Source organism: Dyella choica, from assembly GCF_003977665.1.
In the GTDB taxonomy this organism is placed as follows: Bacteria; Pseudomonadota; Gammaproteobacteria; order Xanthomonadales; family Rhodanobacteraceae; genus Dyella_B; species Dyella_B choica.
The window spans coordinates 129,540-151,878 of record NZ_RYYV01000001.1 but is presented as its reverse complement, the minus strand read 5'-3'; the positions used below and the strand labels follow the sequence as shown (position 1 = coordinate 151,878).

Genomic DNA, 22,339 nt, shown 5'->3' with positions numbered 1-22,339 from the left:
GCCCGCCTCTGGATTCACAGTGCTGGACCGCCCGCTGATTTGAACTTCCGGACCGTTTGCCCCAACGGCCGCTGATGCACTCATGTGGTGCGGAGGTATTTGAACCGTGCTCGCCGAATATTGGCCCGTTCTCCTGTTCCTAGGCGTTGCCACAGGGCTGGGTGTCGTCCTCCTGATCATCGGCCTGCTGGCAGGCCCGCGTCGTCCGGAGTCGGAGAAGCTTTCGCCGTACGAGTGCGGCTTCGAGGCATTCGAGGATGCGCGCATGCAATTCGACGTGCGCTATTACCTGCTCGCCATCCTTTTCATCATTTTCGATCTGGAAATCGCCTTCCTGTTTCCCTGGGCGGTGGTGTTCCAGCACATCGGCATCGTCGCGCTGATTGAAATGGCGCTGTTCCTTTTGCTGCTGGTGGTCGGTTTTGCCTACGTATGGAAGAAGGGAGCACTGGAATGGGAGTGATCTCCTCCATTGACCGGGTGATGCACAACCCGCAGCCGTTGAACCTGGTGGACGACATCCTGCGTCCGGCCGGCGACAATCCCGTCATGCAGCGCGGCTTCGTCACGACCTCGGTCGATGCCCTGATGAACTGGGCGCGCACCGGTTCGATGTGGCCGATGACCTTCGGACTTGCCTGCTGCGCCGTGGAAATGATGCATGCCGGCGCCGCGCGCCTTGACCTGGACCGCTACGGCGTGGTGTTCCGCCCGAGTCCGCGCCAGTCCGACGTGATGATCGTAGCCGGCACCCTGGTCAACAAGATGGCGCCAGCGCTGCGCAAGGTCTACGACCAGATGCCGGACCCGAAGTGGGTGATCTCCATGGGAAGCTGCGCCAACGGCGGCGGCTACTATCACTACTCGTATTCCGTTGTACGCGGCTGCGATCGCATCGTGCCGGTGGACATCTACGTGCCGGGCTGCCCGCCCACGGCCGAAGCACTGATCCACGGCATCCTGCAATTGCAGAAGAAGATTCGTCGTACCAGCACCATCGCGCGTTCCTAAAAGGCGCCGTCAGTCATGAGCGAATTGCAAAACAACTCGCTGGTCGAGCGGCTCGCCGCGCGATTCGGCGATCTGCTGAAAATCACGGTCGCCAACGGCCAGGCCACGGCCGAGGTCGATGCGCAGCATCTGCTGTCCGTGGCGACTTCACTGCGCGACGAAGCCGGTTTTCGCTTCGGCGAACTGGTCGACCTGTGCGGCGTCGATTACCTCGGCTACGGCCAGACCGAATGGGATACCACCGACGTATCCGGCAATGGTTTCTCGCGCGGCGTGGAAGGCGAGGCGGTCGGCCGCTTCACTTGGGCTGATCGCCCGCGCGATGTGTCGATTCCCAACCGCTATGCCTCGGTGTTCCACCTGCTGTCGATCGAGCTCAATCAGCGCCTGCGCGTGCGCGTGTTCTGCGCCGACAACGACCTGCCGGTGGTGCCCTCGCTTACCGGCATCTGGCCGGGCGTGAACTGGTTCGAGCGCGAATCCTTCGACCTGTTCGGCATCCTCTACGAAGGGCATCCAGATCTGCGCCGCATCCTTACCGACTACGGTTTCGTCGGGCATCCGTTCCGCAAGGACTTCCCGTTGATCGGCAACGTGGAAGTGCGCTACGACCCCGAGCTCAAGCGCGTGATCTACGAACCCGTATCGATCGAGCCGCGCGTGCTGGTGCCGCGCGTGATCCGCGATGACGCCGACCTGATTCAAGCGAAGGCGGAAGCCGCGGACCACTGGCGGGAGAACTGAGCATGTCGAGCCAAGAAATCCGCAATTACACGATGAACTTCGGTCCGCAGCATCCTGCCGCGCACGGCGTGCTGCGTTTGGTGCTGGAAATGGACGGCGAAACCGTGGTGCGCGCCGATCCGCACATCGGCCTGCTACATCGCGGCACCGAGAAGCTGGCCGAGTCCAAGCCGTTCAACCAGTCGATCGGCTACATGGATCGTCTCGACTATGTGTCGATGATGTGCAACGAGCACGCCTATGTGCGCGCCATTGAAACCCTGCTGGGGATCGAGGCGCCGATTCGTGCGCAGTACATCCGCACGATGTTCGACGAGATCACCCGTATCCTCAATCATCTGATGTGGGTGGGCTCGAACGCGCTCGACCTGGGTGCGATGGCGGTGTTCCTGTACGCCTTCCGCGAGCGCGAAGAGCTGATGGACTGCTACGAGGCAGTCTCCGGCGCGCGCATGCATGCCACGTACTATCGGCCGGGCGGCGTCTACCGCGACCTGCCGGGGAAGATGTCGCAGTACCGCGAGTCGCCCTGGCACAAAGGCAAGGATCTGCAGCGCCTCAATGCCTGGCGCGAAGGTTCCATGCTCGACTTCCTCGACGCCTTCACCGCGGACTTCTCCAAGAAGGTCGACGAATACGAAGAGCTGCTCACCGACAACCGCATCTGGAAGCAGCGTACCGTCGGTATCGGCGTGGTATCGCCGGAAATGGCCCAGCAGTGGGGCATGACGGGCGTGATGCTGCGTGGTTCGGGGATCGCCTGGGATCTGCGCAAGAAGCAGCCGTACGCCAAGTACGCCGACGTCGATTTCGACATCCCGGTGGGCGTCAACGGCGACTGCTACGACCGTTACCTGGTGCGCATCGAGGAAATGCGCCAGTCCAACCGCATCATCAAGCAATGCGTGGATTGGCTGCGCGCCAACCCCGGCCCGGTGATGGTGGAGAACTTCAAGGTCGCGCCGCCCAAGCGCGAGGCCATGAAGGAAGACATGGAAGCGCTGATCCACCACTTCAAGCTGTTCACCGAAGGCTATGGCGTACCGGCCGGCGAGACCTATAGCGCAGTCGAAGCGCCGAAGGGCGAATTTGGCTGCTATCTGGTTTCCGACGGTGCCAACAAGCCGTTCCGCGTGCACCTGCGTGCGCCAGGTTTTGCGCATCTCTCGTCGATGGACGTCCTCGTACGCGGCCACATGCTGGCCGACGCGGTGGCGGTGATCGGCACCTATGACCTCGTGTTCGGCGAAGTCGATCGCTGAGCGTAAGAGGATAAGCACACATGAAAGCCACCGGAAATTACGAGCAGGTCAAGCACATCGATCCGCTCGTCGTGCTCGACGAGCACACGCGCCATCACATCGATCACTGGCTGGGCAAGTTCCCGCCGGATCGCAAGCGCTCCGCGCTGATCCAGGCGCTGTTCGCCGCGCAGGAACAGAACCACGGTTATCTCACCGATGAGCTCATCACCGCGGTCGCCAAGTACATCGACGTGCCCGCCGTGTGGGCCTACGAGGTCTCCAGCTTCTACTCGATGCTGGAAACCAGGCCGGTCGGACGCAACAACGTTGCGATCTGCACCAACATCTCGTGCTGGCTCAACGGCGGCGAAGACCTGCTGCGCCATTGTGAGAAAAAGCTCGGCATCAAGGCAGGTGAAAGCACGCCGGACGGCCGCGTGTATCTGAAGAAAGAAGAAGAGTGCATCGCTGCCTGCGTGTATGCGCCGGCGATGACGGTCAATGGCCATTACCACGAGCGTCTCACGACCGAAAAAGTCGATGTGATCCTCGATGGCTTGAAGTAAGGGCAGGGCACTATGGCAGTCGGACCCGCACCCCAGGAACACCAGGTCGTCTACACCACGCTGCATTTCGACAAGCCGTGGGCGATGGACAGCTACCAGCAGGTGGATGGCTACAAGGCGTGGAGGAAGATCCTCGCCGAAAAGCCCGATCCCGCGTCGATCGTGGAGATCGTCAAGAACAGCAATCTGCGCGGCCGTGGCGGCGCAGGCTTTCCGACCGGCCTGAAGTGGTCCTTCATGCCCAAGGGCAACATGCAGAAGTACATCCTCTGCAACTCCGACGAGTCGGAACCCGGTACCGCGAAGGACCGAGACATCCTGCGCTACAACCCGCATTCGGTGATCGAAGGCCTGGCGATCGCCTGCTACGCGACCGGTTCGACGGTCGCCTACAACTACCTGCGCGGCGAATTCCATCACGAGCCCTTCGAGCATTTCGAAGAGGCGCTGAAGGAAGCCTATGCAGCCGGCCTGCTCGGCAAGAACATCCAGGGCAGCGGCATCGACGTTGACATCTACGGTGCGCTCGGCGCCGGCGCCTACATTTGCGGTGAAGAAACCGCGCTGATGGAATCGCTGGAAGGCAAGAAGGGCCAGCCGCGCTTCAAACCGCCGTTCCCGGCCAATTTCGGCCTGTACGGCAAGCCCACCACGATCAACAACACCGAAACGTATGCTTCGGTGCCGGCGATCCTGCGCAACGGCGCCGAATGGTTCTTGAACCTCGGCAAGCCGAACAACGGCGGTCCGAAGATTTTCTCGGTGTCCGGCCACGTCAACCAGCCGGGCAATTTCGAGATCCGTCTCGGAACGCCGTTCAAGGACCTGCTCGAGATGGCCGGCGGCGTGCGTAACGGCAACAAGCTCAAGGCCGTGATTCCCGGTGGCTCCTCGATGAAGGTGCTCAACGCCGAGGAAATGATGGCCGCGACCATGGATTACGACTGCCTGCAGAAGGCCGGTTCGGGTCTGGGTTCGGGCGCGGTCATCGTGATGGACGAGACCACCTGCATGGTGAAGGCCTGCCATCGCATCTCGCAGTTCTATCACGCCGAATCCTGCGGCCAGTGCACCCCGTGCCGCGAAGGCACCGGCTGGATGCATCGCGTGCTGACCCGCATCGTGGAAGGCAAGGGCACGCTGGACGATCTGCATCGCCTGAAGGCCATCGCGGGCCAGATCGAAGGCCACACCATCTGTGCTTTCGGCGAAGCCGCCGCGTGGCCGGTGCAGGGCTTCCTCGCCAAGTTCTGGCATGAATTCGAATACTACGTGCAGCACGGCCACTCGATGACCGAGGACCGTCTCGCCGAAACCCGTGGAGTTGCTGCATGAGTGCGCAGCCAGCCAATACCGCGCCCGATCTGGTGAACATCGAGATCGATGGCAAGCCCACGCAGATCCGCAAGGGCGCCATGATCATCGAGGCGGCCGACAACGTCGGCATCGCCATTCCGCGCTTCTGCTATCACCGCAAATTGCCGATCGCCGCCAATTGCCGCATGTGCCTGGTGGATGTGGAAATGGGCGGTCGCATGATGCCCAAGCCACAGCCGGCCTGCGCCACCCCGGTGTCCGAGGGCATGAAGGTGGTCACGCGCTCGGAAAAGGCGTTGAAGTTCCAGCGCGACGTGATGGAATTCCTGCTGATCAACCATCCGCTCGACTGCCCGATCTGCGACCAGGGCGGCGAGTGCGAACTGCAGGACGTCGCGCTCGGTTACGGCCGCAGCGTTTCGCGTTATACCGAGCGCAAGCGCACCATCGCCGACGAGAACCTCGGTTCTCTGGTCGCTACGGAAATGACCCGCTGCATCCAGTGCACGCGCTGCGTGCGCTTCACCAGCGAAATTGCCGGTACCTATGAGCTCGGCGGCATGAGTCGCGGCGAGAATCTGCAGATCGGCACCTACATCGGCAAGGCGCTGGAAACGGAACTCTCCGGCAACGTCATCGACGTATGCCCGGTCGGTGCACTCACCAACAAGCCGTTCCAGTTCAAGGCACGCGCCTGGGAACTCGTCGCCAAGCCGTCCGTGGCCTATCACGATGCACTCGGCTCCAACCTGTGGCTGCACACGCGCCGCAGTGAAGTGCTGCGCACGGTGCCGCGCGACAACGAAGCCATCAACGAATGCTGGCTGTCCGACCGCGACCGCTACAGCTATGCAGGCCTGTATGCGGACGATCGAGTGCATGCGCCGGAAGTGAAACGCAACGGCCAGTGGCAGAAGACCACCTGGGACGACGCGCTTGCGGTTGCCGCCAAAGCGCTGAAGGGCGTTCCGGGAAGCGAGCTCGGCGTGCTGGTGCATCCGGCCACGACCAGCGAGGAGGGCGACCTGCTGGTGCGCCTCGCCCAGGGCATGGGCAGTGCCCATATCGACCATCGCCTGCGTCAGCTCGACTTCGCCGACAATGCCGCGGCACGGGCCTTTGCCATGCCGGTGGCGGACGTGGACAAGGTCAAGGCGGCGCTGCTGGTCGGTTCCGACCTGCGTCACGAAATGCCGCTGCTCAACCACCGCATCCACCAGGCGGTGAAGAAGGGTGCCAAGGTCTACGCCGTCAATCCCGCGGAATTCAACTTCAACTACAACCTGGCCGGCGAGGCCGTGGTGCCGCCGCACTACTTGGTCGACTCGCTGCTGGTGCTGGCCAAGGCAGCGATCGAGGCTGGTGCGGCACAGCCGGGTTTCATTTCCAGCGAATCGCTGGCCCCGCTGCAGCTGACCGACAAGGCGCGCGAGGCTGTCGCATCGCTGAAGTCCGGTCACGCCGTAGTCATTCTCGGCGAAGCGGCCGTCACTCACCCGCAAGCTTCGTGGTTGCGTGCGGTGGCGCGTTTCATCGCCGAGGCTACCGGTGCCGCCTATAACGAGCTGCCGGTTGGCGCCAACGCTGTGGGTCTGGCCAAGGCCGGTGTGTTGCCGGGCAATGGCGGCTTGAACGCCCAGGCCATGCTCGCGCAGCCGCGCAAGGCTTATTTGCTGTACGGCCTGGAATTCCCGCACGACTTCGCCGATGGTGCGGCGGTCGCCAATGCCCTGGGCGGCGCACAGCACATCGTTGCCTTCAGTGCCTTCGCCAATGCGGCGTTGCGTGACGTGGCAGACGTGATCCTGCCGATCGGCTTGCTGCCGGAGATCGCCGGCACGCTGGTCAACGTCGACGGTATGCCGCAACGCGTTGAAGCTGGCGCCAAGGCTCCGGCTGAAGCACGGGCGGGCTGGAAAGTGCTACGTGCGCTCGGCGGCCTGATGAAGCTTTCCGGCTTTGAGTTCGATGACATCGCCGGTCTGCGCGATGGCATGGCCGAACGCAAGGCAAGCGTCGTGCAGGGCTTGAGTGAACGCAAGCCAGTGCAGGGTCTGAGCCGTCTCGCTACTTGGCCGATCTACCGCAGCGATGCGGTGGTCCGCCGCGCGGACTCGCTGCAGGCGCACCCGCTCAACCGGGTCGCGGCGGTTCGCATGAATGCGAACGAAGCACAGCGTCAAGGTCTGACGACGGGCGATCAGGTCAAGCTCGCGAACGTCGTCCTGCCACTGGTCGTCGATGCGACGGTGCCGGATGGGGCCGTATGGATCGAAGCTGCGCACGATCAGACCGCGACGCTGCCGCCGTATGGCGCGGCCATCACCTTGAGCAAGGCGTAACCCATGGATCAACTTATCCATCAACTCCTGCTGCCGCTTCTCTACACCGTTTGCGTCGTGCTGCCGCTGGTCATTGGGGTGGCGTTGTACGTGTGGTGGGAGCGCAAGGTCATCGGCTGGATGCACGTCCGCATGGGGCCCAACAAAGTGGGGCCGTTCGGTCTGCTGCAGGCCTTTGCCGACGTGGTGAAGCTGCTGCTGAAGGAAGTGATTCTTCCCACCAATGCAAACAAGGCGCTGTACTACCTCGCACCGCTGATCGGCCTGGTGCCGGCCTTGGCCGCCTGGGCGGTGATTCCGTTCAGCGACAAAGTGGTGCTGTCCAATGCCAACGCGGGCCTCCTGTATTTGCTGGCGATGACCTCGCTGGGCGTGTACGGCATCATCCTCGCCGGCTGGTCCTCGAATTCGCGTTACGCGTTGCTTGGCGCCATGCGTTCGGCGGCTCAGGTGATTTCGTACGAGCTGGCCATGGGCCTGTGCCTGGTGTGCGTGCTCGTGCTGGCGGGCAGCTTGAACCTCACTGACATCGTCAACGCCCAGAGCGGCCACAAGGGCGTCTTTGACTGGTTCATGTGGCCGTTGCTGCCAGCTTTCGTCGTCTACTTCATCTCTGGCGTGGCCGAAACCAACCGCGCCCCGTTCGACGTGGCGGAAGGCGAGTCGGAAATCGTGGCCGGCTTCCACGTGGAATACTCAGGTTCGGCGTTTGCGCTGTTCTTCCTGGCCGAATACGCCAACATGATCCTGGTCAGCTTCCTGGCGGCGATCCTGTTTTGCGGCGGCTGGCTGAGTCCGATTCCGGCCAGCGTGCCCGTACTCGGCGCTGTCAGTCCGTTGTGGCTGGCCGCCAAGGTTTTCATATTCGCCACCTTGTTCCTGTGGTTCCGTGCCACCTTCCCGCGCTATCGCTATGACCAGATCATGCGCCTGGGCTGGAAGGTGTTCATCCCCATCGGCATCGTCTGGGTGCTCGTGGCCGGCTGCATGAAGTACTACGGCTGGGTTCACGTCGGCACGGGAGGCTAAGGAAAAAACATGTCCCGCGTTACCAACTACTTCAAAAGCCTGCTGCTGATCGAGCTGGTCAAAGGCATGGCGCTCACGCTTCGGTACATGTTCCTGCCGAAGTACACGATGCGCTATCCGATGGAGCACATCCCCAAGTCCAACCGCTTCCGCGGCCTGCACGCGTTGCGCCGTTACGCCAATGGTGAGGAACGTTGCATCGCGTGCAAGCTGTGCGAGGCGGTGTGCCCGGCGCTGGCCATCACGATCGATTCCGCGCCACGCGCCAGCGACGGCCAACGCCGTACCACGCGCTATGACATCGACCTGTTCAAGTGCATCTACTGCGGCTTCTGCGAGGAAAGCTGCCCAGTGGACTCGATCGTCGAAACACACATCCACGAGTACCACTTCGAGCATCGCGGCGAGAACGTGGTGACCAAGCCGCAGCTGTTGGCCATTGGCGACCGCTTCGAGGCGGAAATCGCGGCGGCTCGGGCCCAGGACGCGGCTTACCGCTAAGGACATACTTATGATCGATCCGTCCTTGTTCCAACTCGTCTGTTTCTACGCCTTCGCCGCGGTTACCGTGGCGGCTGCGCTCTCGGTGATCACGCTGCGCAATTCGGTGCATGCCGTACTCGCGCTGGTGCTGACCTTCTTCAGCACGGCCTGCATCTGGATGCTGGCTGAAGCAGAGTTCCTCGCCATCGCCCTGATCGTGGTCTACGTCGGCGCCGTGATGGTGCTGTTCCTGTTCGTGGTGATGATGCTCGACATCGACCAGGAAAAGATCCGCGAGGGCTTCGTGAAGTTCCTGCCTGTCGGCCTGATCGTGGCGGTGGTGATGCTGGTGGAAATGCTCGGCTTGATCGGCGTACGTGTGATGCATGTGCAGACGATGGGCGAGAACCCGGCCACTGCTGCGGGCCTGTCCAACACCGCGTGGCTGGGCATGGCGCTGTATACGCAGTATCTGCTGCCGTTCGAAATCGCCGCGCTGATCCTTACCGTGGGCGTGATCGCCGCTGTCGCATTGACGCTGCGCCACCGCACCGGTGCGCGCAAGCAACACCCCAGCGAGCAGGTGGCCGTCAAGGCGAGCGACCGCGTACGCATCATCAAGATGGCGGCGGAGCGCCCGGCCGAGATCCAGAGCGCACCGGCCCAGGAGTCCAAGCCATGATTACGCTTTCGCATTACATCGTGCTGGGCGCGATCCTGTTCTGCATCTCGGTGGCAGGCTTGTTCATCAACCGCAAGAACGTAATCGTGCTGCTGATGGCGATCGAGCTGATGCTGCTTGCCGTCAACATCAACTTCGTGGCCTTCTCGCGCTTCAGTCATGACGTGGCGGGGCAGGTCTTCGTGTTCTTCATCCTCACCGTGGCCGCGGCGGAGTCCGCCATCGGCCTAGCGATCCTGGTCCTGCTGTTCCGTAACCGCAGCACGGTCAACGTTGCCGAAATCGACAGCATGAAGGGCTGAGCATCATGGAACTTTCCTCCTCCATCCTGTTGACCATCGCACTGGCGCCGCTGGTGGGCTGCTTGCTGGCCGGTTTCTTCGGCAAGCAGATCGGCCGTGCCGGCGCGCACAGCGTGACAATTCTCGGCCTGCTCATTTCCTGCGGCCTGTCGTTCTACGTGCTGTACCAGATCACCGCGGGCGGTGCACCGGTTTACAACCACAACCTCTACACCTGGTTCGAAATCGGCAAATACACGGCCAGCGTGGGCTTCCTGATCGACCGACTCACCGCCATGATGATGGCCGTGGTCACTTTCGTGTCGTTGCTGGTGCACGTGTACACCATCGGCTACATGGCGGACGACGACGGCTACCAGCGCTTCTTCAGCTACATCTCGCTGTTCACCTTCTCGATGTTGATGCTCGTGATGAGCAACAACTTCCTGCAGCTGTTCTTCGGGTGGGAAGCGGTGGGCCTGGTGTCGTATCTGCTGATCGGCTTCTGGTTCAAGCGCCCGACGGCGATCTTCGCCAATCTCAAGGCGTTCCTGGTCAACCGCGTGGGGGACTTCGGCTTCCTGCTCGGCATTGCTGCCATCCTGTATTTTCTCGGTACGCTCGATTACGCCACCGCGTTTTCCAGCGCGCCGACGCTGATCGGCAAGACGCTGACGCTTACCCAGAACGTCCACTGGGATGCGGCCACGGTGATCTGCATCCTGCTGTTCGTCGGCGCCATGGGCAAGTCCGCACAGGTGCCGCTGCACGTGTGGCTGCCCGATTCAATGGAAGGCCCGACGCCGATCTCCGCGCTGATTCACGCCGCGACAATGGTGACCGCCGGCATCTTCATGGTGGCGCGCATGTCGCCGCTGTACGAGCTGTCGGAAACCGCGCTAAGCGTGGTGCTGGTGATCGGGGCGACCGGTGCGTTGTTCACCGGCCTGATCGGAATCGTGCAGAACGACATCAAGCGCGTGGTGGCGTATTCCACCCTGTCGCAGCTGGGCTACATGACGGTCGCGCTGGGCGTGTCTGCCTACGCCGGTGCAGTGTTCCATCTGATGACGCACGCGTTCTTCAAGGCGCTGCTGTTCCTGGGGGCGGGCTCGGTGATCATCGCCATGCACCATGAGCAGGACATGCGCTACATGGGCGGCCTGCGCAAGTACATGCCGATCACCTGGATCACGATGTGGATCGGCTCGCTGGCGCTGGTGGCGTTTCCCGGTACTGCCGGCTTCTTTTCGAAGGATACGATCATCGAGGCCGTGGGCGAGTCGCATCGCTGGGGCGCGCATTACGCCTATTTCTGTGTAATGGCCGGTGTCTTCGTTACGGCGACCTACACCTTTCGCCAAATGTATCTGACGTTCCATGGCAAGGAGCGCTTCACTGTCGTGCATGACGACCATCATGGCCATGGCCACCACGTGGATCACCGTGACGATCACGGCCACCACGAAGCGGGCATCATGCATGAGACGCCCAAGGAGTCACCGTGGGTGGTCACCTTACCGCTGATCTTGCTGGCCATTCCTTCGCTGCTGGTTGGTTTCTTCACGGCGAAGCCGATGCTGTTTGGTGGCTGGTTCGGCGGTGCGATCAAGGTGAGCGAAGCCAACGATGTGCTTGGTGAAGTGGGCCATGAATTCCACGATGCGATCCACCAGACGCTGTCCGGGTTCGCTACCCTGCCGTTCGTCCTGGTAGCGCTGGCGTTCCTGATCACCACCTACATCTACCTGTTCAACCCGTCCGTCGCCGATCGTGTGCGTCGCGTGTTCCAGCCGCTGTACCACGTGCTGCAGCACAAGTACTGGTTCGATGCGGTCTACTACATCGTGTTCGCGCGCGGCGGCATTGCGCTGGGCCGCATGTTCTGGAAGGGCGGCGACGCCGCCGTGATCGACGGCGTGCTGATCGACGGTTCGGCCAGCCTGGTGCAGCGCATCGCCTCGAGCGTGCGCCGCTTGCAGTCCGGTTATCTGTATCACTATGCGTTTGCGATGATCCTCGGTCTGATCCTGCTCATGGGCGGGTATTGGCTGGTCGGGCACTAAAGGGAATCGAGCTCCATGTTCAATCACTTGCTCAGCCTGTTGATCTGGCTGCCCATCGTTGGCGCGGTGCCCGTGTTGCTGGCAGGCTCCGGCCGTCCCAACGCGGCGCGCTGGATTTCCCTGTTGATGGCCATCCTCACCTTCGCCATCAGCCTGTTCCTGATCCCGCAATACCACCCTGAAGTGGCTGGGATGCAGCTGGTCGAAAGCCATCTGTGGATCGAGGCGCTCAACGTTCATTACAGCCTCGGCGTCGACGGCATCTCCGTCGCGCTGATCTTGCTGACCACCTTCGTGGGCATCCTGGTCATCGTAGGTGCCTGGGAGGTGATCCAGGACAAGCCGCACCAGTACATGGCCGCCATGCTGGTGCTCGAGGGCCTGATGATCGGCGTGTTCTGCGCCACCGACGCCTTGCTGTTCTATGCGTTCTTCGAGGCGATGCTGATCCCGATGTTCATTCTCATCGGCATCTGGGGTGGTCCGCGCCGCGTCTACGCCACCTTGAAGTTCTTCATCTACACGTTCTTCGGTTCGATCTTCATGCTGATCGGCCTGATCTACCTGTACCTGAAGGCGGGCTCGTGGGACTTGCATACGCTGGCGACCCTGCCGCTGTCGCTGACCGAGCAGAGCTGGCTGTTCTTCGCTTTCCTGGTCGCCTTTGCGGTGAAGGTGCCGATGGTGCCGGTGCATACCTGGCTGCCGGATGCGCACGTCGAAGCCCCGACCGGTGGTTCGGTGGTGCTGGCCGCGGTGATGCTGAAGATCGGCGGATACGGCTTCCTGCGTTTCAGCCTGCCGATCGTGCCGGATGCCTCGCACCAGTTCGCCTGGGTGGTGATCCTGCTCAGCCTGATCGCCGTGGTCTACATCGGCTACGTGGCGCTGGTGCAGGAAGACATGAAGAAGCTGGTAGCGTACTCGTCCGTGGCGCACATGGGCTTCGTAACGCTGGGCGTCTTCATTGCCTTCATGCTCGTGCGCGAACAGGGCAACACGGATGCCGCACGTCTGGGCATGCAGGGCGCGATGGTGCAGATGATCTCGCACGGCTTCGTTTCGGGCGCGATGTTCTCGTGCATCGGCGTGCTGTATGACCGCCTGCACACCCGCCTGATCAAGGATTACGGCGGCGTGATCAACGTGATGCCCTGGTTCGGCTTCTTCTACGTGCTGTTCGCCATGGCCAACTGCGGCCTGCCGGGCACCAGCGGCTTCGTAGGCGAGTTCATGGTGATCCTGTCCAGCTTCAGCGCCAATCCCTGGATCGCTTTCTTCGCCGCCTTCACCCTGATCATCGGCGCGGCGTACACGCTGTACCTGGTCAAGCGCGTGCTGTGGGGTGATGTCACCAATCCGCACGTGGCGGAAATGAAGGACATCAACGGCCGCGAGTGGTTCGTGCTGGGCGCGTTCGCCGCTGCGGTGCTGGTGCTCGGCGTCTGGCCGGCGCCGCTGACTCACCTGATGGACAGTTCGGTGAACCAGCTCGTGCAAGTGCTCGCCAATCACAAGGTCTGATCGAGAACGACCATGCCGAATATCAACGACATTCTCATCATGCTGCCGGAGTTCTTCCTGGTGGCGGCGGCGTGCATTCTCCTGCTGGCCGACGCTTTCATGAGGCCGGACGAGCGCGTGTACCTGCATTGGCTTTCGATCGGCGTGCTGATCGTTACCGGATACCTGGTGTTGCGCTATCAGCCGGAAGGTGCGGTCACGGCGTTCAATGGCATGTTCATCCGCGATGGGCTGAGTGCGATCCTCAAGCTGTTCGCGATCCTGTCGACCATCCTGGTGTTCATCTACGGCCGGCCGTACATGCGCGACCGCAAGCTGTTCGTGGGTGAGTTCTACACGCTGATGCTGTTCGCGGTGATCGGTGTGATGCTGCTGGTATCGGCCGGCAACCTGCTGATGATCTACCTGGGGCTGGAACTGCTGACGTTGTCGTCGTACGCCCTGGTCGCGCTGAACCGCGATTCCAGTTTGTCCTCGGAAGCGGCAATCAAGTACTTCGTGCTCGGTGCGCTGTCCTCGGGCATGCTCTTGTATGGCATGTCGATGGTTTACGGCGCTACCGGCACGCTGGGCCTCGCCCAGTTGCATGAAGCGATTGCGCACAGCGCGATGCCGCATTTGCTGGTGTTCGGCCTGGTGTTCATGGTCATCGGCGTGGCGTTCAAGCTAGGCGTGGCGCCGTTCCATATGTGGATCCCGGACGTCTATGAAGGCGCGCCCACGGCGGTGACGGCCTTCATCGGCTCGGCTTCCAAGCTCGCTGCGTTCGGCATGGCGTTCCGCCTGCTGGCTACCGGCATGGGCGACTTCGCACATCATTGGCAAATGATGCTGTCTGCGCTTGCCGTAGTGTCGCTGGCCATCGGCAACGTGGTGGCCATCGTGCAGAGCAACCTCAAGCGCCTGCTCGCCTACTCGACCATCTCGCACATGGGTTACCTGCTGCTGGGCCTGGTCAATGCAGGCCCCGAAGGCTATTCCGCCGCGATGTTCTACGCGGTGAGCTACGCGCTGATGTCCACCGCCGCGTTCGGCGTGATTCTGGCGCTCAGCCGCGCCGGCTTCGAATGCGACAACATCGACGACTTCAAAGGCCTCAACCAGCGCGCGCCTTGGATGGCGTTCCTGATGATGCTCGCCTTGTTCTCGCTGGCTGGCGTGCCGCCGATGTTCGGATTCTTCGCCAAGCTGCTCGTGCTGCAGGCCGCGATCCATGCCGGCATGTTGTGGTTGGCAATCGTGGGTGCCGTGTTCGCGATCATCGGCCTCTACTACTACCTGCGCGTGGTGAAGGTGATGTACTTCGACAAGCCGGAGGCTGGTACTGAAGTACGTCTGCAAGCCGATTTCACCCTGCGCCTGGTGTTGTCGCTGAATGCGCTGGTGCTGCTCGGACTTGGGCTGTATTGGGGCCCGCTGCTGAACTGGTGCAAGCAGGCGTTTGTGGGCTGAAAAATATTTTTCGCACAGACGAGAAAAAAAGCGGTCATGCTCTTGCAAGAATTCGGCCAAATCGCTAATATTCTCGGACTCTGATGCGGGGTGGAGCAGTCTGGCAGCTCGTCGGGCTCATAACCCGAAGGTCGTAGGTTCGAATCCTACCCCCGCTACCATGCATTGGATGGAAAGCCGGCGATCCCACAGGGTCGCCGGTTTTTTTTATGCGCGGACGATAGGTCGTACCGTAGGCTGGGATGACAATCCTGGCTTTCCTTGCGGGATCCCGATGCTGGGATGGTCATCCCAGCCTACAGGGCGCCGCGGATGGGAAAGGGGTCACAAATCATTGCGCTGTACCGTCCGCTTCCGTATACTCCATGAACTCTGTAGCGGTTGGAAGCGCGCATCAACGTCCTCAGGGCAGGCGCGAATCGGCAGGCGACCAGATCTTTCTTGGACAAGAAAGCCTCCTCGCGAGGCTTTTTTGTTGGGCGCAAGGATGCGGGTGCGCCTTGCCGGGTGATGATGACCGGCTTGAGTGCGCGGAAAGGTCCTGGAGGAGCGGGACATCGGCAAGGTAAGGGAATGGGCCGTTCGAGCCCATTTTTTGTTTCCGGCAACGGTATCGAGCGAGTGGACACACAGGCGCTAGCACAACGCTTCACCGAGGTTTTGGCGGATATCCAGCTGGAATGCATCGGTGTGGAATTCAGCCCTTCGCAGGGGCAGAGTACGCTGCGCGTCTATATCGACGCAGATGGGCGCGAGGTCACTCTCGACGATTGCGAGGCGGCCAGCCGCGAGCTTTCTGCGCTGTTGGACGTGGAAGACCCCATTCCCGGCCATTACCTGCTGGAGGTGTCCTCGCCAGGCATCGACCGGCCGCTGTTTACCGCCGGGCAGTTCGCCAAGGTGGTCGGGCAGGAGGCGAAGGTGCTGCTCAAAGCACCGCTGGAAGGCCGCCGTCGCCTGCGCGGCAAGGTGGCTTCGGTGGAAGGCGGCCAGATCAGTCTGGAAGCTGAAGGAAAGGTATTTCAGTTCGAGCACGATGCGGTGGAAAGCGCGCGTATCGTGCCGGACTGGGCAGCGCTCGGTTACGTGCCGCAGCCCAAGCCCGGCGGTCGCAAGCCGGGTAAAAAGCAAGGTTAGATGTAGGTCAATCTGTCGATGGAACGCTGGAGCAGCGTTCACGGAGTGGTTGCAATGAGCAAAGAGCTTTTGCTGGTCGTTGATGCAGTTGCCAACGAAAAAGGCGTGTCGCGCGAGGTGATCTTCCAGGCCATGGAAGCTGCGCTGGCGTCGGCTGCGAAAAAACGTTATCCGGACGAAGATCCGGATATCCGCGTCGCCATCGATCGCAACTCGGGCGACTACGAAACCTTCCGTCGCTGGGAAGTCATCGCCGATGACGGTGAGATGGAATCCCCGTTCCACCAGCTGCGCCTGATGGACGCCGAAGACGAGCGCTCGGGTGCCCAGATTGGCGAATTCATCGAGCAGCAGATTGAAAACGCCGAGTTCGGACGCATTGCAGCCCAGGCCGCCAAGCAGGTCATCGTGCAGCGCGTGCGCGAAGCCGAGCGCCAGCAGGTGGTGGATGCGTTCAAGGATCGCGTGGGCGAGCTGGTAACCGGCATCGTCAAGCGTGTCGAGCGCGGCAACGTCTATCTCGACCTCGGTGGCAACGCCGAAGCCTTCATTCCGCGCGACAAGACCATTCCGCGCGAATCACACCGTGTCGGCGACCGCGTGCGCGGCTACCTGTTCGAGGTGAAGTCTGAGGCGCGCGGACCGCAGTTGTTCGTCTCCCGCGCCGCACCGGAATTCATGATCGAGCTGTTCAAGCTTGAGGTGCCGGAAGTCGGCCAGGGCCTGGTCGAGATCAAGGGCTGCGCCCGCGATCCCGGCGATCGCGCGAAGATCGCGGTGGTGGCGCATGACACCCGCACCGATCCGATCGGTGCCTGCATCGGCATGCGCGGTTCGCGCGTGCAGGCGGTGTCGAACGAGCTCAACGGCGAGCGCGTGGACATCATCCTGTGGCACGAGAACCAAGCCCAGTACGTGATCAACGCGATGGCGCCGGCGGAAGTGCAGTCGATCATCATGGATGAAGACAAGCATTCGATGGACATCGCGGTGGGCGAGGACAAGCTTTCCCAGGCCATCGGCCGCGGCGGCCAGAACGTGCGCCTGGCCAGCAAGCTCACCGGCTGGCAGCTCAATGTGATGACCCAGGACCAGGTCGCCGCCAAGAGCGAGGCTGAGCAGGAGTCCGCCCGCCAGCTGTTCATGGACAAGCTGGAAGTGGATCAGGAAATCGCCAACATCCTGGTGCAGGAAGGTTTCTCCAGCGTCGAGGAAATTGCCTATGTGCCGAGCGCGGAGCTATTGGCCATCGAAGGCTTCGACGAGGACATCGTCGAAGAGCTGCGCGCCCGCGCCCGCGACTCGCTGCTGACCGAAGCGCTGGCGGTGGAGGAAAACCTGGACGAACACCAGCCGTCGAAGGAATTGCAGGAACTGGACGGCATGGACGAAGCGACGGCGTATGCACTGGCTGAGCGCGGCGTCGTGACGCTGGACGATCTGGCCGACCTCGCGGTCGATGATCTGATCGACATTGAAGGCATGGACGAAGAGCGCGCTGCGGCGCTCATCATGGCGGCGCGTGCGCCGATGATTGCGCGGCTGGAGAAGGGCGGCTAACCGCGAGCGGCAGCGTCTCGGATAGGCGCGCCGGGAGATCGAGGAGGTCTCCACCAAGGATGGCGGTGGCCGTGCAAGAACCTTTTTTTGCACGGACGATAAGCGCGGGAACGGCGGAGAAAGAATCACGATGTCGGACGTCACAATCAAACAACTCGCCCAGGTTCTGGGCATGCCCGTCGACCGGCTGCTGACGCAGCTCGGTGAGGCCGGCATGAAGTTCGAGAACCCGGAGCAGGTCATCAGCAGCACTGAGAAAGTGAAACTGCTGGGCTTCCTGCGCCGCACCCATGGCAAGGCGGATGCGGCCACTGAAGTGGAAGATTCCTCGCCACGGCAGATCACCTTGAAGCGCCGCAAGATCAGCGAGCTGAAAGTGTCGACCCCGGGTGGCCGCGGTGCATCCAGCGCCAAGACGGTCAACGTGGAAGTGCGCGCCAAGCGTACCTATGTCAAGCGCAGTGTGATCGCCGAGGAAGCGAGCGCGGAGCCCGAGCGCGAGGAAGCCTTGCGCAGGCTGCACGAATCGCAGCAGCAGCGCGAGCACGAAGAGCAGGAGCGCGCCGAGGCCGCCGAGCGTCGGCGCCAGGAAGAAGCGCTTCTGCGTGCTGAAGAAGAAGCGGCACGTCGCGAGGCCGAAGCGGCCGAGCGCGCGCGCCAGGAAGCTGCGGCACAGCTGGCCGCCGCCGAGGCGCAGGCCGCCCAGCAGGCGCAGCAGCAGGAAGCCAAGCCTGTCGAAGAAAAACCAGAACCGGTACGCGCCCCCGAGCCGGTGATCCAACCCGAGGAAGAAAAAGTGGCCGAATCCCCGGCCGTGCAGCGTATCGATCCCAGCTCGCTGGGCATGATCCTGCCGCGCATCCATGAGCCGCGTAAGCGTGAGAAGAAACCTGTGGTGGCAGCCCCTGCGCCAGCCCCCGCGCCGGCTCCGGCACCTGCCCCGAGCAGCGGCGCGGATCGTGGCAAGGTGAAGCACGGTGCCGGCAACTTCCGTGAACGTGACGACTCGGTGGGCGGCAAGCGCTTCGCCGCCGGCGAACTGCATCTTTCCGACGCCGATCGCGCACGCCGTTCCAAGCGCGGCAAGGGCGGCAGATCGCCCGTGCGCGAAACCGCGCGTGGCAGCAATGTGTCGTCGGCGGGCACGCATGGCTTCTCCAAGCCCACGGCACCGGTGGTGCGCGAAGTAGTGGTAAGCGATGCCAACGTGGTCGCCGAGCTCGCGCAGAAGATGGCGGTCAAGGGTTCGGAAGTGGTCAAGGCGCTGTTCAAGATGGGCGTGATGGCCACCATCAACCAGACCATCGACCGCGACACCGCCATGCTGGTGGTGGAAGAACTCGGTCACAAGGCGGTCGAAGCGAGCGAGCAGGGCGCCGAAGCCGCACTCGCTGCGCACACGCAGAGCGTCGAGCTGGAAGGCGAGCGCGAGTCGCGTCCGCCGGTGGTCACCATCATGGGCCACGTTGACCACGGCAAAACCTCGCTGCTCGATTACATTCGTCGCACCAAAGTGGCGGCGGGTGAAGCCGGCGGCATTACCCAGCACATCGGCGCCTATCACGTGACCACGCCCAAGGGCGTGATCACCTTCCTGGACACGCCCGGTCACGCTGCGTTTACCGCAATGCGTGCGCGCGGTGCGCAATCCACCGACATCGTGGTGCTGGTCGTGGCCGCCGACGACGGCGTCATGCCGCAGACTGCGGAGGCTGTGCAGCATGCTCGCGCGGCCAAGGTTCCGCTGATCGTTGCGATCAACAAGATGGACAAGTCCGACGCCAATCCGGACCACGTCAAGCAAGGCCTCGGCAATCTCGAGGTGATCCCCGAAGAATGGGGTGGCGACACGCCGTTTGTACCGGTGTCGGCCAAGACCGGCATGGGCGTGGACGACCTGCTCGACGCGATTTCGGTGCAGGCTGAAATCATGGAGCTGACGGCGGTCAAGGATGGCCCGGCCTCGGGCGTGGTGATTGAATCGAGCCTCGACCGCGGCCGCGGTCCGGTGGCGACCGTGCTGGTCCAGCAGGGTACGCTCAAGCGCGGCGACTTCGTGGTGTGCGGTATCGAATACGGCCGTATGCGCGCCCTGATCGACGAGACCGGCAAGACCGTGCAGGAAGCCGGTCCTTCGATTCCGGTGCAGGTACTGGGCTTGTCCGGCGTGCCGGAGGCGGGCGACGATTTCGTGGCTGTGGCCGACGAGCGCCTGGCACGCGAAGTGGCGGCGGAGCGCCAGCTGAAGCGGCGCGAGACGCGTATGGTCAGCAAGGCCAACCGCCTGGAAGACATCATGGCGCAAATGGGCCAGGCTGCCGAACAGCAAACGCTCAACATCCTGGTCAAGGCCGATGTACAGGGCTCCGTGCAGGCCTTGCGCGATTCGCTCAGCCAGATTGGCAACGAAAACGTGAAGGTGAACGTGATTGCGGCCGGTGTCGGCGGCATCACCGAATCCGATGCCACCCTGGCGGCCGCTTCGAAGGCCTTGATCATCGGCTTCAACGTGCGCGCCGACGCTTCGGCACGCAAAGTGATCGACACGGCCGGCCTGGACGTTCGCTACTTCTCGATCATTTATGACGTGATCGACCAGGTGAAGCAGGCCGCTTCCGGTCTGCTCGGGGTGGAAGTGCGCGAGGAGATCATCGGCATTGCCCAGGTGCGTGACGTGTTCCGCAGCTCCAAGTTCGGCGCCGTCGCCGGCTGCATGGTGGTGGAAGGCATGGTCAAGCGCAGCAAGCCGATCCGCGTGTTGCGCAACAACACCGTGATCTTCCAGGGCGAGCTCGAATCGCTGCGCCGCTTCAAGGATCTGGTGGACGAAGTCCGCGGCGGCATGGAATGCGGCATCGCCGTGAAGCAGTACAACGACGTGAAGGTGGGTGACCAGATCGAGTGCTTCGAGCGCATCGAAGTGGCCCGTACGCTGTAATTCACGCCATAAGCCCTCTCGCTCCGGGGAGAGGGCTTGGGACCCGTAGGCTGGGATGACAACCCCAGCTTCGCTTTTACGTGGTGCTGGGATTGTCATCCCAGCCTACGCACCCTTGTTTCTCTATCTCTTGCGATCAATCGATACATGCCATCCCGCGACTTCAAACGCACCGACCGTGTAGGCGCCGAACTCCGCCGTGAGTTGGGCATGCTGGTGCATGCCGCTGTGCGCGACCACGGCCTGCCTTCGTGCAGCGTGTCGGACGTGGAAGTGACGCGAGATCTGGATTGGGCGACGGTGTGGGTGACCGCGCTGCTGCCGCAGCAGTCGAAAGAAGCCGTGAAGGCGCTGAACGAACTGGCGGTCGAATTCCGTCGCTCCCTTTCGCGCAGCATGCGCTTGCGCCGTGTCCCGGAATTGCGCTTCAAGTACGACGACTCGGTGGACAAGGGCGAGCGCATCGACCAATTGCTGCGTGAGCACCCGCCTCAGGATTCCGATTGAGTCGCAGGTTGGGGTGTAAATCCCAACATGCCATGCACACAGGCACCTCGATGTTGGGGTTTGCACCCCAACCTACACGTTCTCGACTTCACTCGTACCCATGAGCCGTCGCCGCCATCGTCCCGGTGCCCGTGACCTGCACGGCATCCTGCTGCTCGACAAGCCGTTGGGCATGAGTTCCAACAAGGCGCTGCAGGTCGCCATGACCATCCTGCGCGCGGCCAAGGGCGGCCATACCGGTGCGCTGGACCCTCTCGCCACCGGCCTGCTGCCGCTGTGCTTCGGCGAAGCCACCAAGATCGCCGGCAACTTGCTGGGCTCTCGCAAGGCCTACCTCGCCGAATGCCGGCTTGGCGTCACCACCACCACCGCCGACCTCGAGGGCGAAGTGCTTGAGCGGCGCCCCGTTCCGGAGCTGGACGAGGCTGCTATCGAGGACGCCCTCGCGACGCTGCGAGGCCGGATCGTTCAGGTTCCACCGGTCTATTCGGCGCTGAAGCAGGGGGGCGAGCCGTTGTACCTCAAGGCGCGCCGCGGCGAAGACGTGCAGGCGCCACCTCGGGAGGTAGATGTCCATCGGCTGGAGCTGGTGTCCCGCTCGGAGGACACTCTTACGCTATACGTGGAGTGCGGCTCAGGCACCTATGTCCGCAGCTTGGCGGTGGACCTGGGGGCAAAGCTCGGCTGTGGCGCCCATTTGAGCGCTCTGCGCCGGTTATGGGTAGAACCTTTCCGCAGCCCGGCCATGATTACCCTGGATGAGCTGCGCGAAGCAGCCGAGCAGGGCGATGAAGCGGCCGATCAGCTGGTCCTGCCGCTAGCGGCGGGAGTGGCCGATCTTCCGCCGCTGCACCTGGACGCCACAGCCGGCCAGGCTGTCTCACAGGGGCGTCAGATCGACTGGCCCGCCGGCCTGCCGCGTGAACGCTCGGCCGCTTTTGCCGCCGACGGGCGTCTGCTGGCGTTGGTGGATTGTGACGAGCAGGGGCGGATCCGCATCCTGCGGGGCTTCAATCTGCCTGCGGCCGCTTAACGCGCATTGTGATGGTCTTGTTGCAATCCACTGCGCCTCGGTACAATACCCCGCTTGATTCAGACTTTTCATTCAACCTGTCGGAGCTTGCGCAACGTCATCGGGCGGTGACGTTGCGCAAGTTCCGCACCCGTTTTTTTAAGGAAGACACTCATGTCCCTCACCGCAGAACAGTCCGGCAAGATCATTGCTGACTTCGGCCACGCGCCGAACGACACTGGCTCCACGGAAGTGCAGGTTGCCCTGCTTTCCGCCCGCATCGAACATCTTACCGATCATTTCAAGACGCATAAGCAGGATCATCACTCCCGTCGTGGTCTGCTGAAGCTGGTCAACCAGCGCAAGCGTCTGCTCGGCTATCTGAAGGATCGCGATCTGTCTCGTTATCAGAGCCTGATCGAACGCCTTGGCCTGCGACGCTGA

General features: G+C 62.5%; 20 protein-coding genes and 1 tRNA gene. All 21 read left to right on the top strand.

What is annotated here, in order from left to right:
• The first annotated feature begins 106 nt into the window (after positions 1 to 106).
• Positions 107 to 463 carry an NADH-quinone oxidoreductase subunit A gene (locus tag EKH80_RS00740; protein WP_126682813.1) on the top strand — a complete coding sequence of 119 codons (357 nt, stop codon included), beginning with the start codon at positions 107 to 109 and terminating at the stop codon, positions 461 to 463.
• Positions 454 to 1,011: a NuoB/complex I 20 kDa subunit family protein gene (locus EKH80_RS00735; protein WP_196240313.1), complete on the top strand. Its 558-nt coding sequence runs from the start codon at positions 454 to 456 to the stop codon at positions 1,009 to 1,011. The genes EKH80_RS00740 and EKH80_RS00735 overlap by 10 nt, the downstream gene beginning before the upstream one ends.
• 15 nt (positions 1,012 to 1,026) lie before the next feature.
• Positions 1,027 to 1,755, top strand: a complete 729-nt coding sequence (locus tag EKH80_RS00730; protein WP_126682811.1) for an NADH-quinone oxidoreductase subunit C — start codon at positions 1,027 to 1,029, stop codon at positions 1,753 to 1,755.
• A 2-nt stretch (positions 1,756 to 1,757) separates the two neighbouring features.
• Positions 1,758 to 3,017: an NADH-quinone oxidoreductase subunit D gene (locus EKH80_RS00725; RefSeq protein WP_126682810.1), complete on the top strand. Its 1,260-nt coding sequence runs from the start codon at positions 1,758 to 1,760 to the stop codon at positions 3,015 to 3,017.
• Between the two features lie 20 nt (positions 3,018 to 3,037).
• Positions 3,038 to 3,565 (top strand): NADH-quinone oxidoreductase subunit NuoE, encoded by a 528-nt coding sequence (nuoE, locus tag EKH80_RS00720; protein ID WP_126682809.1) that lies wholly within the window; start codon positions 3,038 to 3,040, stop codon positions 3,563 to 3,565.
• Positions 3,566 to 3,577: 12 nt separating this feature from the next.
• Positions 3,578 to 4,900 (top strand): NADH-quinone oxidoreductase subunit NuoF, encoded by a 1,323-nt coding sequence (gene nuoF, locus EKH80_RS00715; RefSeq protein WP_126682808.1) that lies wholly within the window; start codon positions 3,578 to 3,580, stop codon positions 4,898 to 4,900.
• Positions 4,897 to 7,224: an NADH-quinone oxidoreductase subunit NuoG gene (gene nuoG, locus EKH80_RS00710; protein WP_126682807.1), complete on the top strand. Its 2,328-nt coding sequence runs from the start codon at positions 4,897 to 4,899 to the stop codon at positions 7,222 to 7,224. The genes nuoF and nuoG overlap by 4 nt, the downstream gene beginning before the upstream one ends.
• Before the next feature lie 3 nt (positions 7,225 to 7,227).
• Positions 7,228 to 8,253 (top strand): NADH-quinone oxidoreductase subunit NuoH, encoded by a 1,026-nt coding sequence (nuoH, locus tag EKH80_RS00705; protein ID WP_126682806.1) that lies wholly within the window; start codon positions 7,228 to 7,230, stop codon positions 8,251 to 8,253.
• Positions 8,254 to 8,262: 9 nt separating this feature from the next.
• Positions 8,263 to 8,754, top strand: coding sequence for an NADH-quinone oxidoreductase subunit NuoI (gene nuoI, locus EKH80_RS00700; RefSeq protein WP_126682805.1), 492 nt, complete (start codon positions 8,263 to 8,265; stop codon positions 8,752 to 8,754).
• 10 nt (positions 8,755 to 8,764) lie between these two features.
• Positions 8,765 to 9,418: an NADH-quinone oxidoreductase subunit J gene (locus EKH80_RS00695; RefSeq protein ID WP_196240312.1), complete on the top strand. Its 654-nt coding sequence runs from the start codon at positions 8,765 to 8,767 to the stop codon at positions 9,416 to 9,418.
• Positions 9,415 to 9,720, top strand: coding sequence for an NADH-quinone oxidoreductase subunit NuoK (gene nuoK, locus EKH80_RS00690; protein ID WP_126682804.1), 306 nt, complete (start codon positions 9,415 to 9,417; stop codon positions 9,718 to 9,720). The genes EKH80_RS00695 and nuoK overlap by 4 nt, the downstream gene beginning before the upstream one ends.
• A gap of 5 nt (positions 9,721 to 9,725) precedes the next feature.
• Entirely contained in the window at positions 9,726 to 11,765 is a 2,040-nt protein-coding gene (nuoL, locus tag EKH80_RS00685; RefSeq protein WP_126682803.1) for an NADH-quinone oxidoreductase subunit L, read from the top strand.
• Positions 11,766 to 11,780: 15 nt separating this feature from the next.
• Entirely contained in the window at positions 11,781 to 13,289 is a 1,509-nt protein-coding gene (locus EKH80_RS00680) for an NADH-quinone oxidoreductase subunit M (protein WP_126682802.1), read from the top strand.
• A gap of 12 nt (positions 13,290 to 13,301) precedes the next feature.
• A complete protein-coding gene (gene nuoN, locus EKH80_RS00675; RefSeq protein WP_126682801.1) occupies positions 13,302 to 14,741 on the top strand; it encodes an NADH-quinone oxidoreductase subunit NuoN in 1,440 nt (479 codons plus the stop codon).
• A gap of 84 nt (positions 14,742 to 14,825) precedes the next feature.
• Positions 14,826 to 14,902: transfer RNA gene (locus EKH80_RS00670), tRNA-Met, on the top strand.
• 460 nt (positions 14,903 to 15,362) lie between these two features.
• A complete protein-coding gene (locus tag EKH80_RS00665) occupies positions 15,363 to 15,878 on the top strand; it encodes a ribosome maturation factor RimP (protein ID WP_126683184.1) in 516 nt (171 codons plus the stop codon).
• Between the two features lie 54 nt (positions 15,879 to 15,932).
• The gene (nusA, locus tag EKH80_RS00660; RefSeq protein WP_126682800.1) at positions 15,933 to 17,438 is read left to right on the top strand and encodes a transcription termination factor NusA; all 1,506 of its coding nucleotides are present in this window, start codon (positions 15,933 to 15,935) and stop codon (positions 17,436 to 17,438) included.
• 130 nt (positions 17,439 to 17,568) lie between these two features.
• The gene (gene infB, locus EKH80_RS00655; protein ID WP_126682799.1) at positions 17,569 to 20,376 is read left to right on the top strand and encodes a translation initiation factor IF-2; all 2,808 of its coding nucleotides are present in this window, start codon (positions 17,569 to 17,571) and stop codon (positions 20,374 to 20,376) included.
• Between the two features lie 147 nt (positions 20,377 to 20,523).
• A complete protein-coding gene (gene rbfA / locus EKH80_RS00650; RefSeq protein ID WP_126682798.1) occupies positions 20,524 to 20,883 on the top strand; it encodes a 30S ribosome-binding factor RbfA in 360 nt (119 codons plus the stop codon).
• Positions 20,884 to 20,983: 100 nt separating this feature from the next.
• Positions 20,984 to 21,916 (top strand): tRNA pseudouridine(55) synthase TruB, encoded by a 933-nt coding sequence (gene truB, locus EKH80_RS00645; protein WP_126682797.1) that lies wholly within the window; start codon positions 20,984 to 20,986, stop codon positions 21,914 to 21,916.
• A 153-nt stretch (positions 21,917 to 22,069) separates the two neighbouring features.
• A complete protein-coding gene (rpsO, locus tag EKH80_RS00640; RefSeq protein WP_126682796.1) occupies positions 22,070 to 22,339 on the top strand; it encodes a 30S ribosomal protein S15 in 270 nt (89 codons plus the stop codon).

Excerpts from the sequence above, each read along its gene's own strand:
- EKH80_RS00735 (WP_196240313.1), top strand. The coding sequence starts at position 454 with ATGGGAGTGATCTCCTCCATTGACCGGGTGATGCACAACCCGCAGCCG.
- EKH80_RS00730 (WP_126682811.1), top strand. The coding sequence starts at position 1,027 with ATGAGCGAATTGCAAAACAACTCGCTGGTCGAGCGGCTCGCCGCGCGA.
- EKH80_RS00725 (WP_126682810.1), top strand. The coding sequence starts at position 1,758 with ATGTCGAGCCAAGAAATCCGCAATTACACGATGAACTTCGGTCCGCAG.
- nuoE (WP_126682809.1), top strand. The coding sequence starts at position 3,038 with ATGAAAGCCACCGGAAATTACGAGCAGGTCAAGCACATCGATCCGCTC.
- nuoF (WP_126682808.1), top strand. The coding sequence starts at position 3,578 with ATGGCAGTCGGACCCGCACCCCAGGAACACCAGGTCGTCTACACCACG.
- nuoG (WP_126682807.1), top strand. The coding sequence starts at position 4,897 with ATGAGTGCGCAGCCAGCCAATACCGCGCCCGATCTGGTGAACATCGAG.
- nuoH (WP_126682806.1), top strand. The coding sequence starts at position 7,228 with ATGGATCAACTTATCCATCAACTCCTGCTGCCGCTTCTCTACACCGTT.
- nuoI (WP_126682805.1), top strand. The coding sequence starts at position 8,263 with ATGTCCCGCGTTACCAACTACTTCAAAAGCCTGCTGCTGATCGAGCTG.
- EKH80_RS00695 (WP_196240312.1), top strand. The coding sequence starts at position 8,765 with ATGATCGATCCGTCCTTGTTCCAACTCGTCTGTTTCTACGCCTTCGCC.
- nuoK (WP_126682804.1), top strand. The coding sequence starts at position 9,415 with ATGATTACGCTTTCGCATTACATCGTGCTGGGCGCGATCCTGTTCTGC.
- nuoL (WP_126682803.1), top strand. The coding sequence starts at position 9,726 with ATGGAACTTTCCTCCTCCATCCTGTTGACCATCGCACTGGCGCCGCTG.
- EKH80_RS00680 (WP_126682802.1), top strand. The coding sequence starts at position 11,781 with ATGTTCAATCACTTGCTCAGCCTGTTGATCTGGCTGCCCATCGTTGGC.
- nuoN (WP_126682801.1), top strand. The coding sequence starts at position 13,302 with ATGCCGAATATCAACGACATTCTCATCATGCTGCCGGAGTTCTTCCTG.
- nusA (WP_126682800.1), top strand. The coding sequence starts at position 15,933 with ATGAGCAAAGAGCTTTTGCTGGTCGTTGATGCAGTTGCCAACGAAAAA.
- infB (WP_126682799.1), top strand. The coding sequence starts at position 17,569 with ATGTCGGACGTCACAATCAAACAACTCGCCCAGGTTCTGGGCATGCCC.
- rbfA (WP_126682798.1), top strand. The coding sequence starts at position 20,524 with ATGCCATCCCGCGACTTCAAACGCACCGACCGTGTAGGCGCCGAACTC.
- truB (WP_126682797.1), top strand. The coding sequence starts at position 20,984 with ATGAGCCGTCGCCGCCATCGTCCCGGTGCCCGTGACCTGCACGGCATC.
- rpsO (WP_126682796.1), top strand. The coding sequence starts at position 22,070 with ATGTCCCTCACCGCAGAACAGTCCGGCAAGATCATTGCTGACTTCGGC.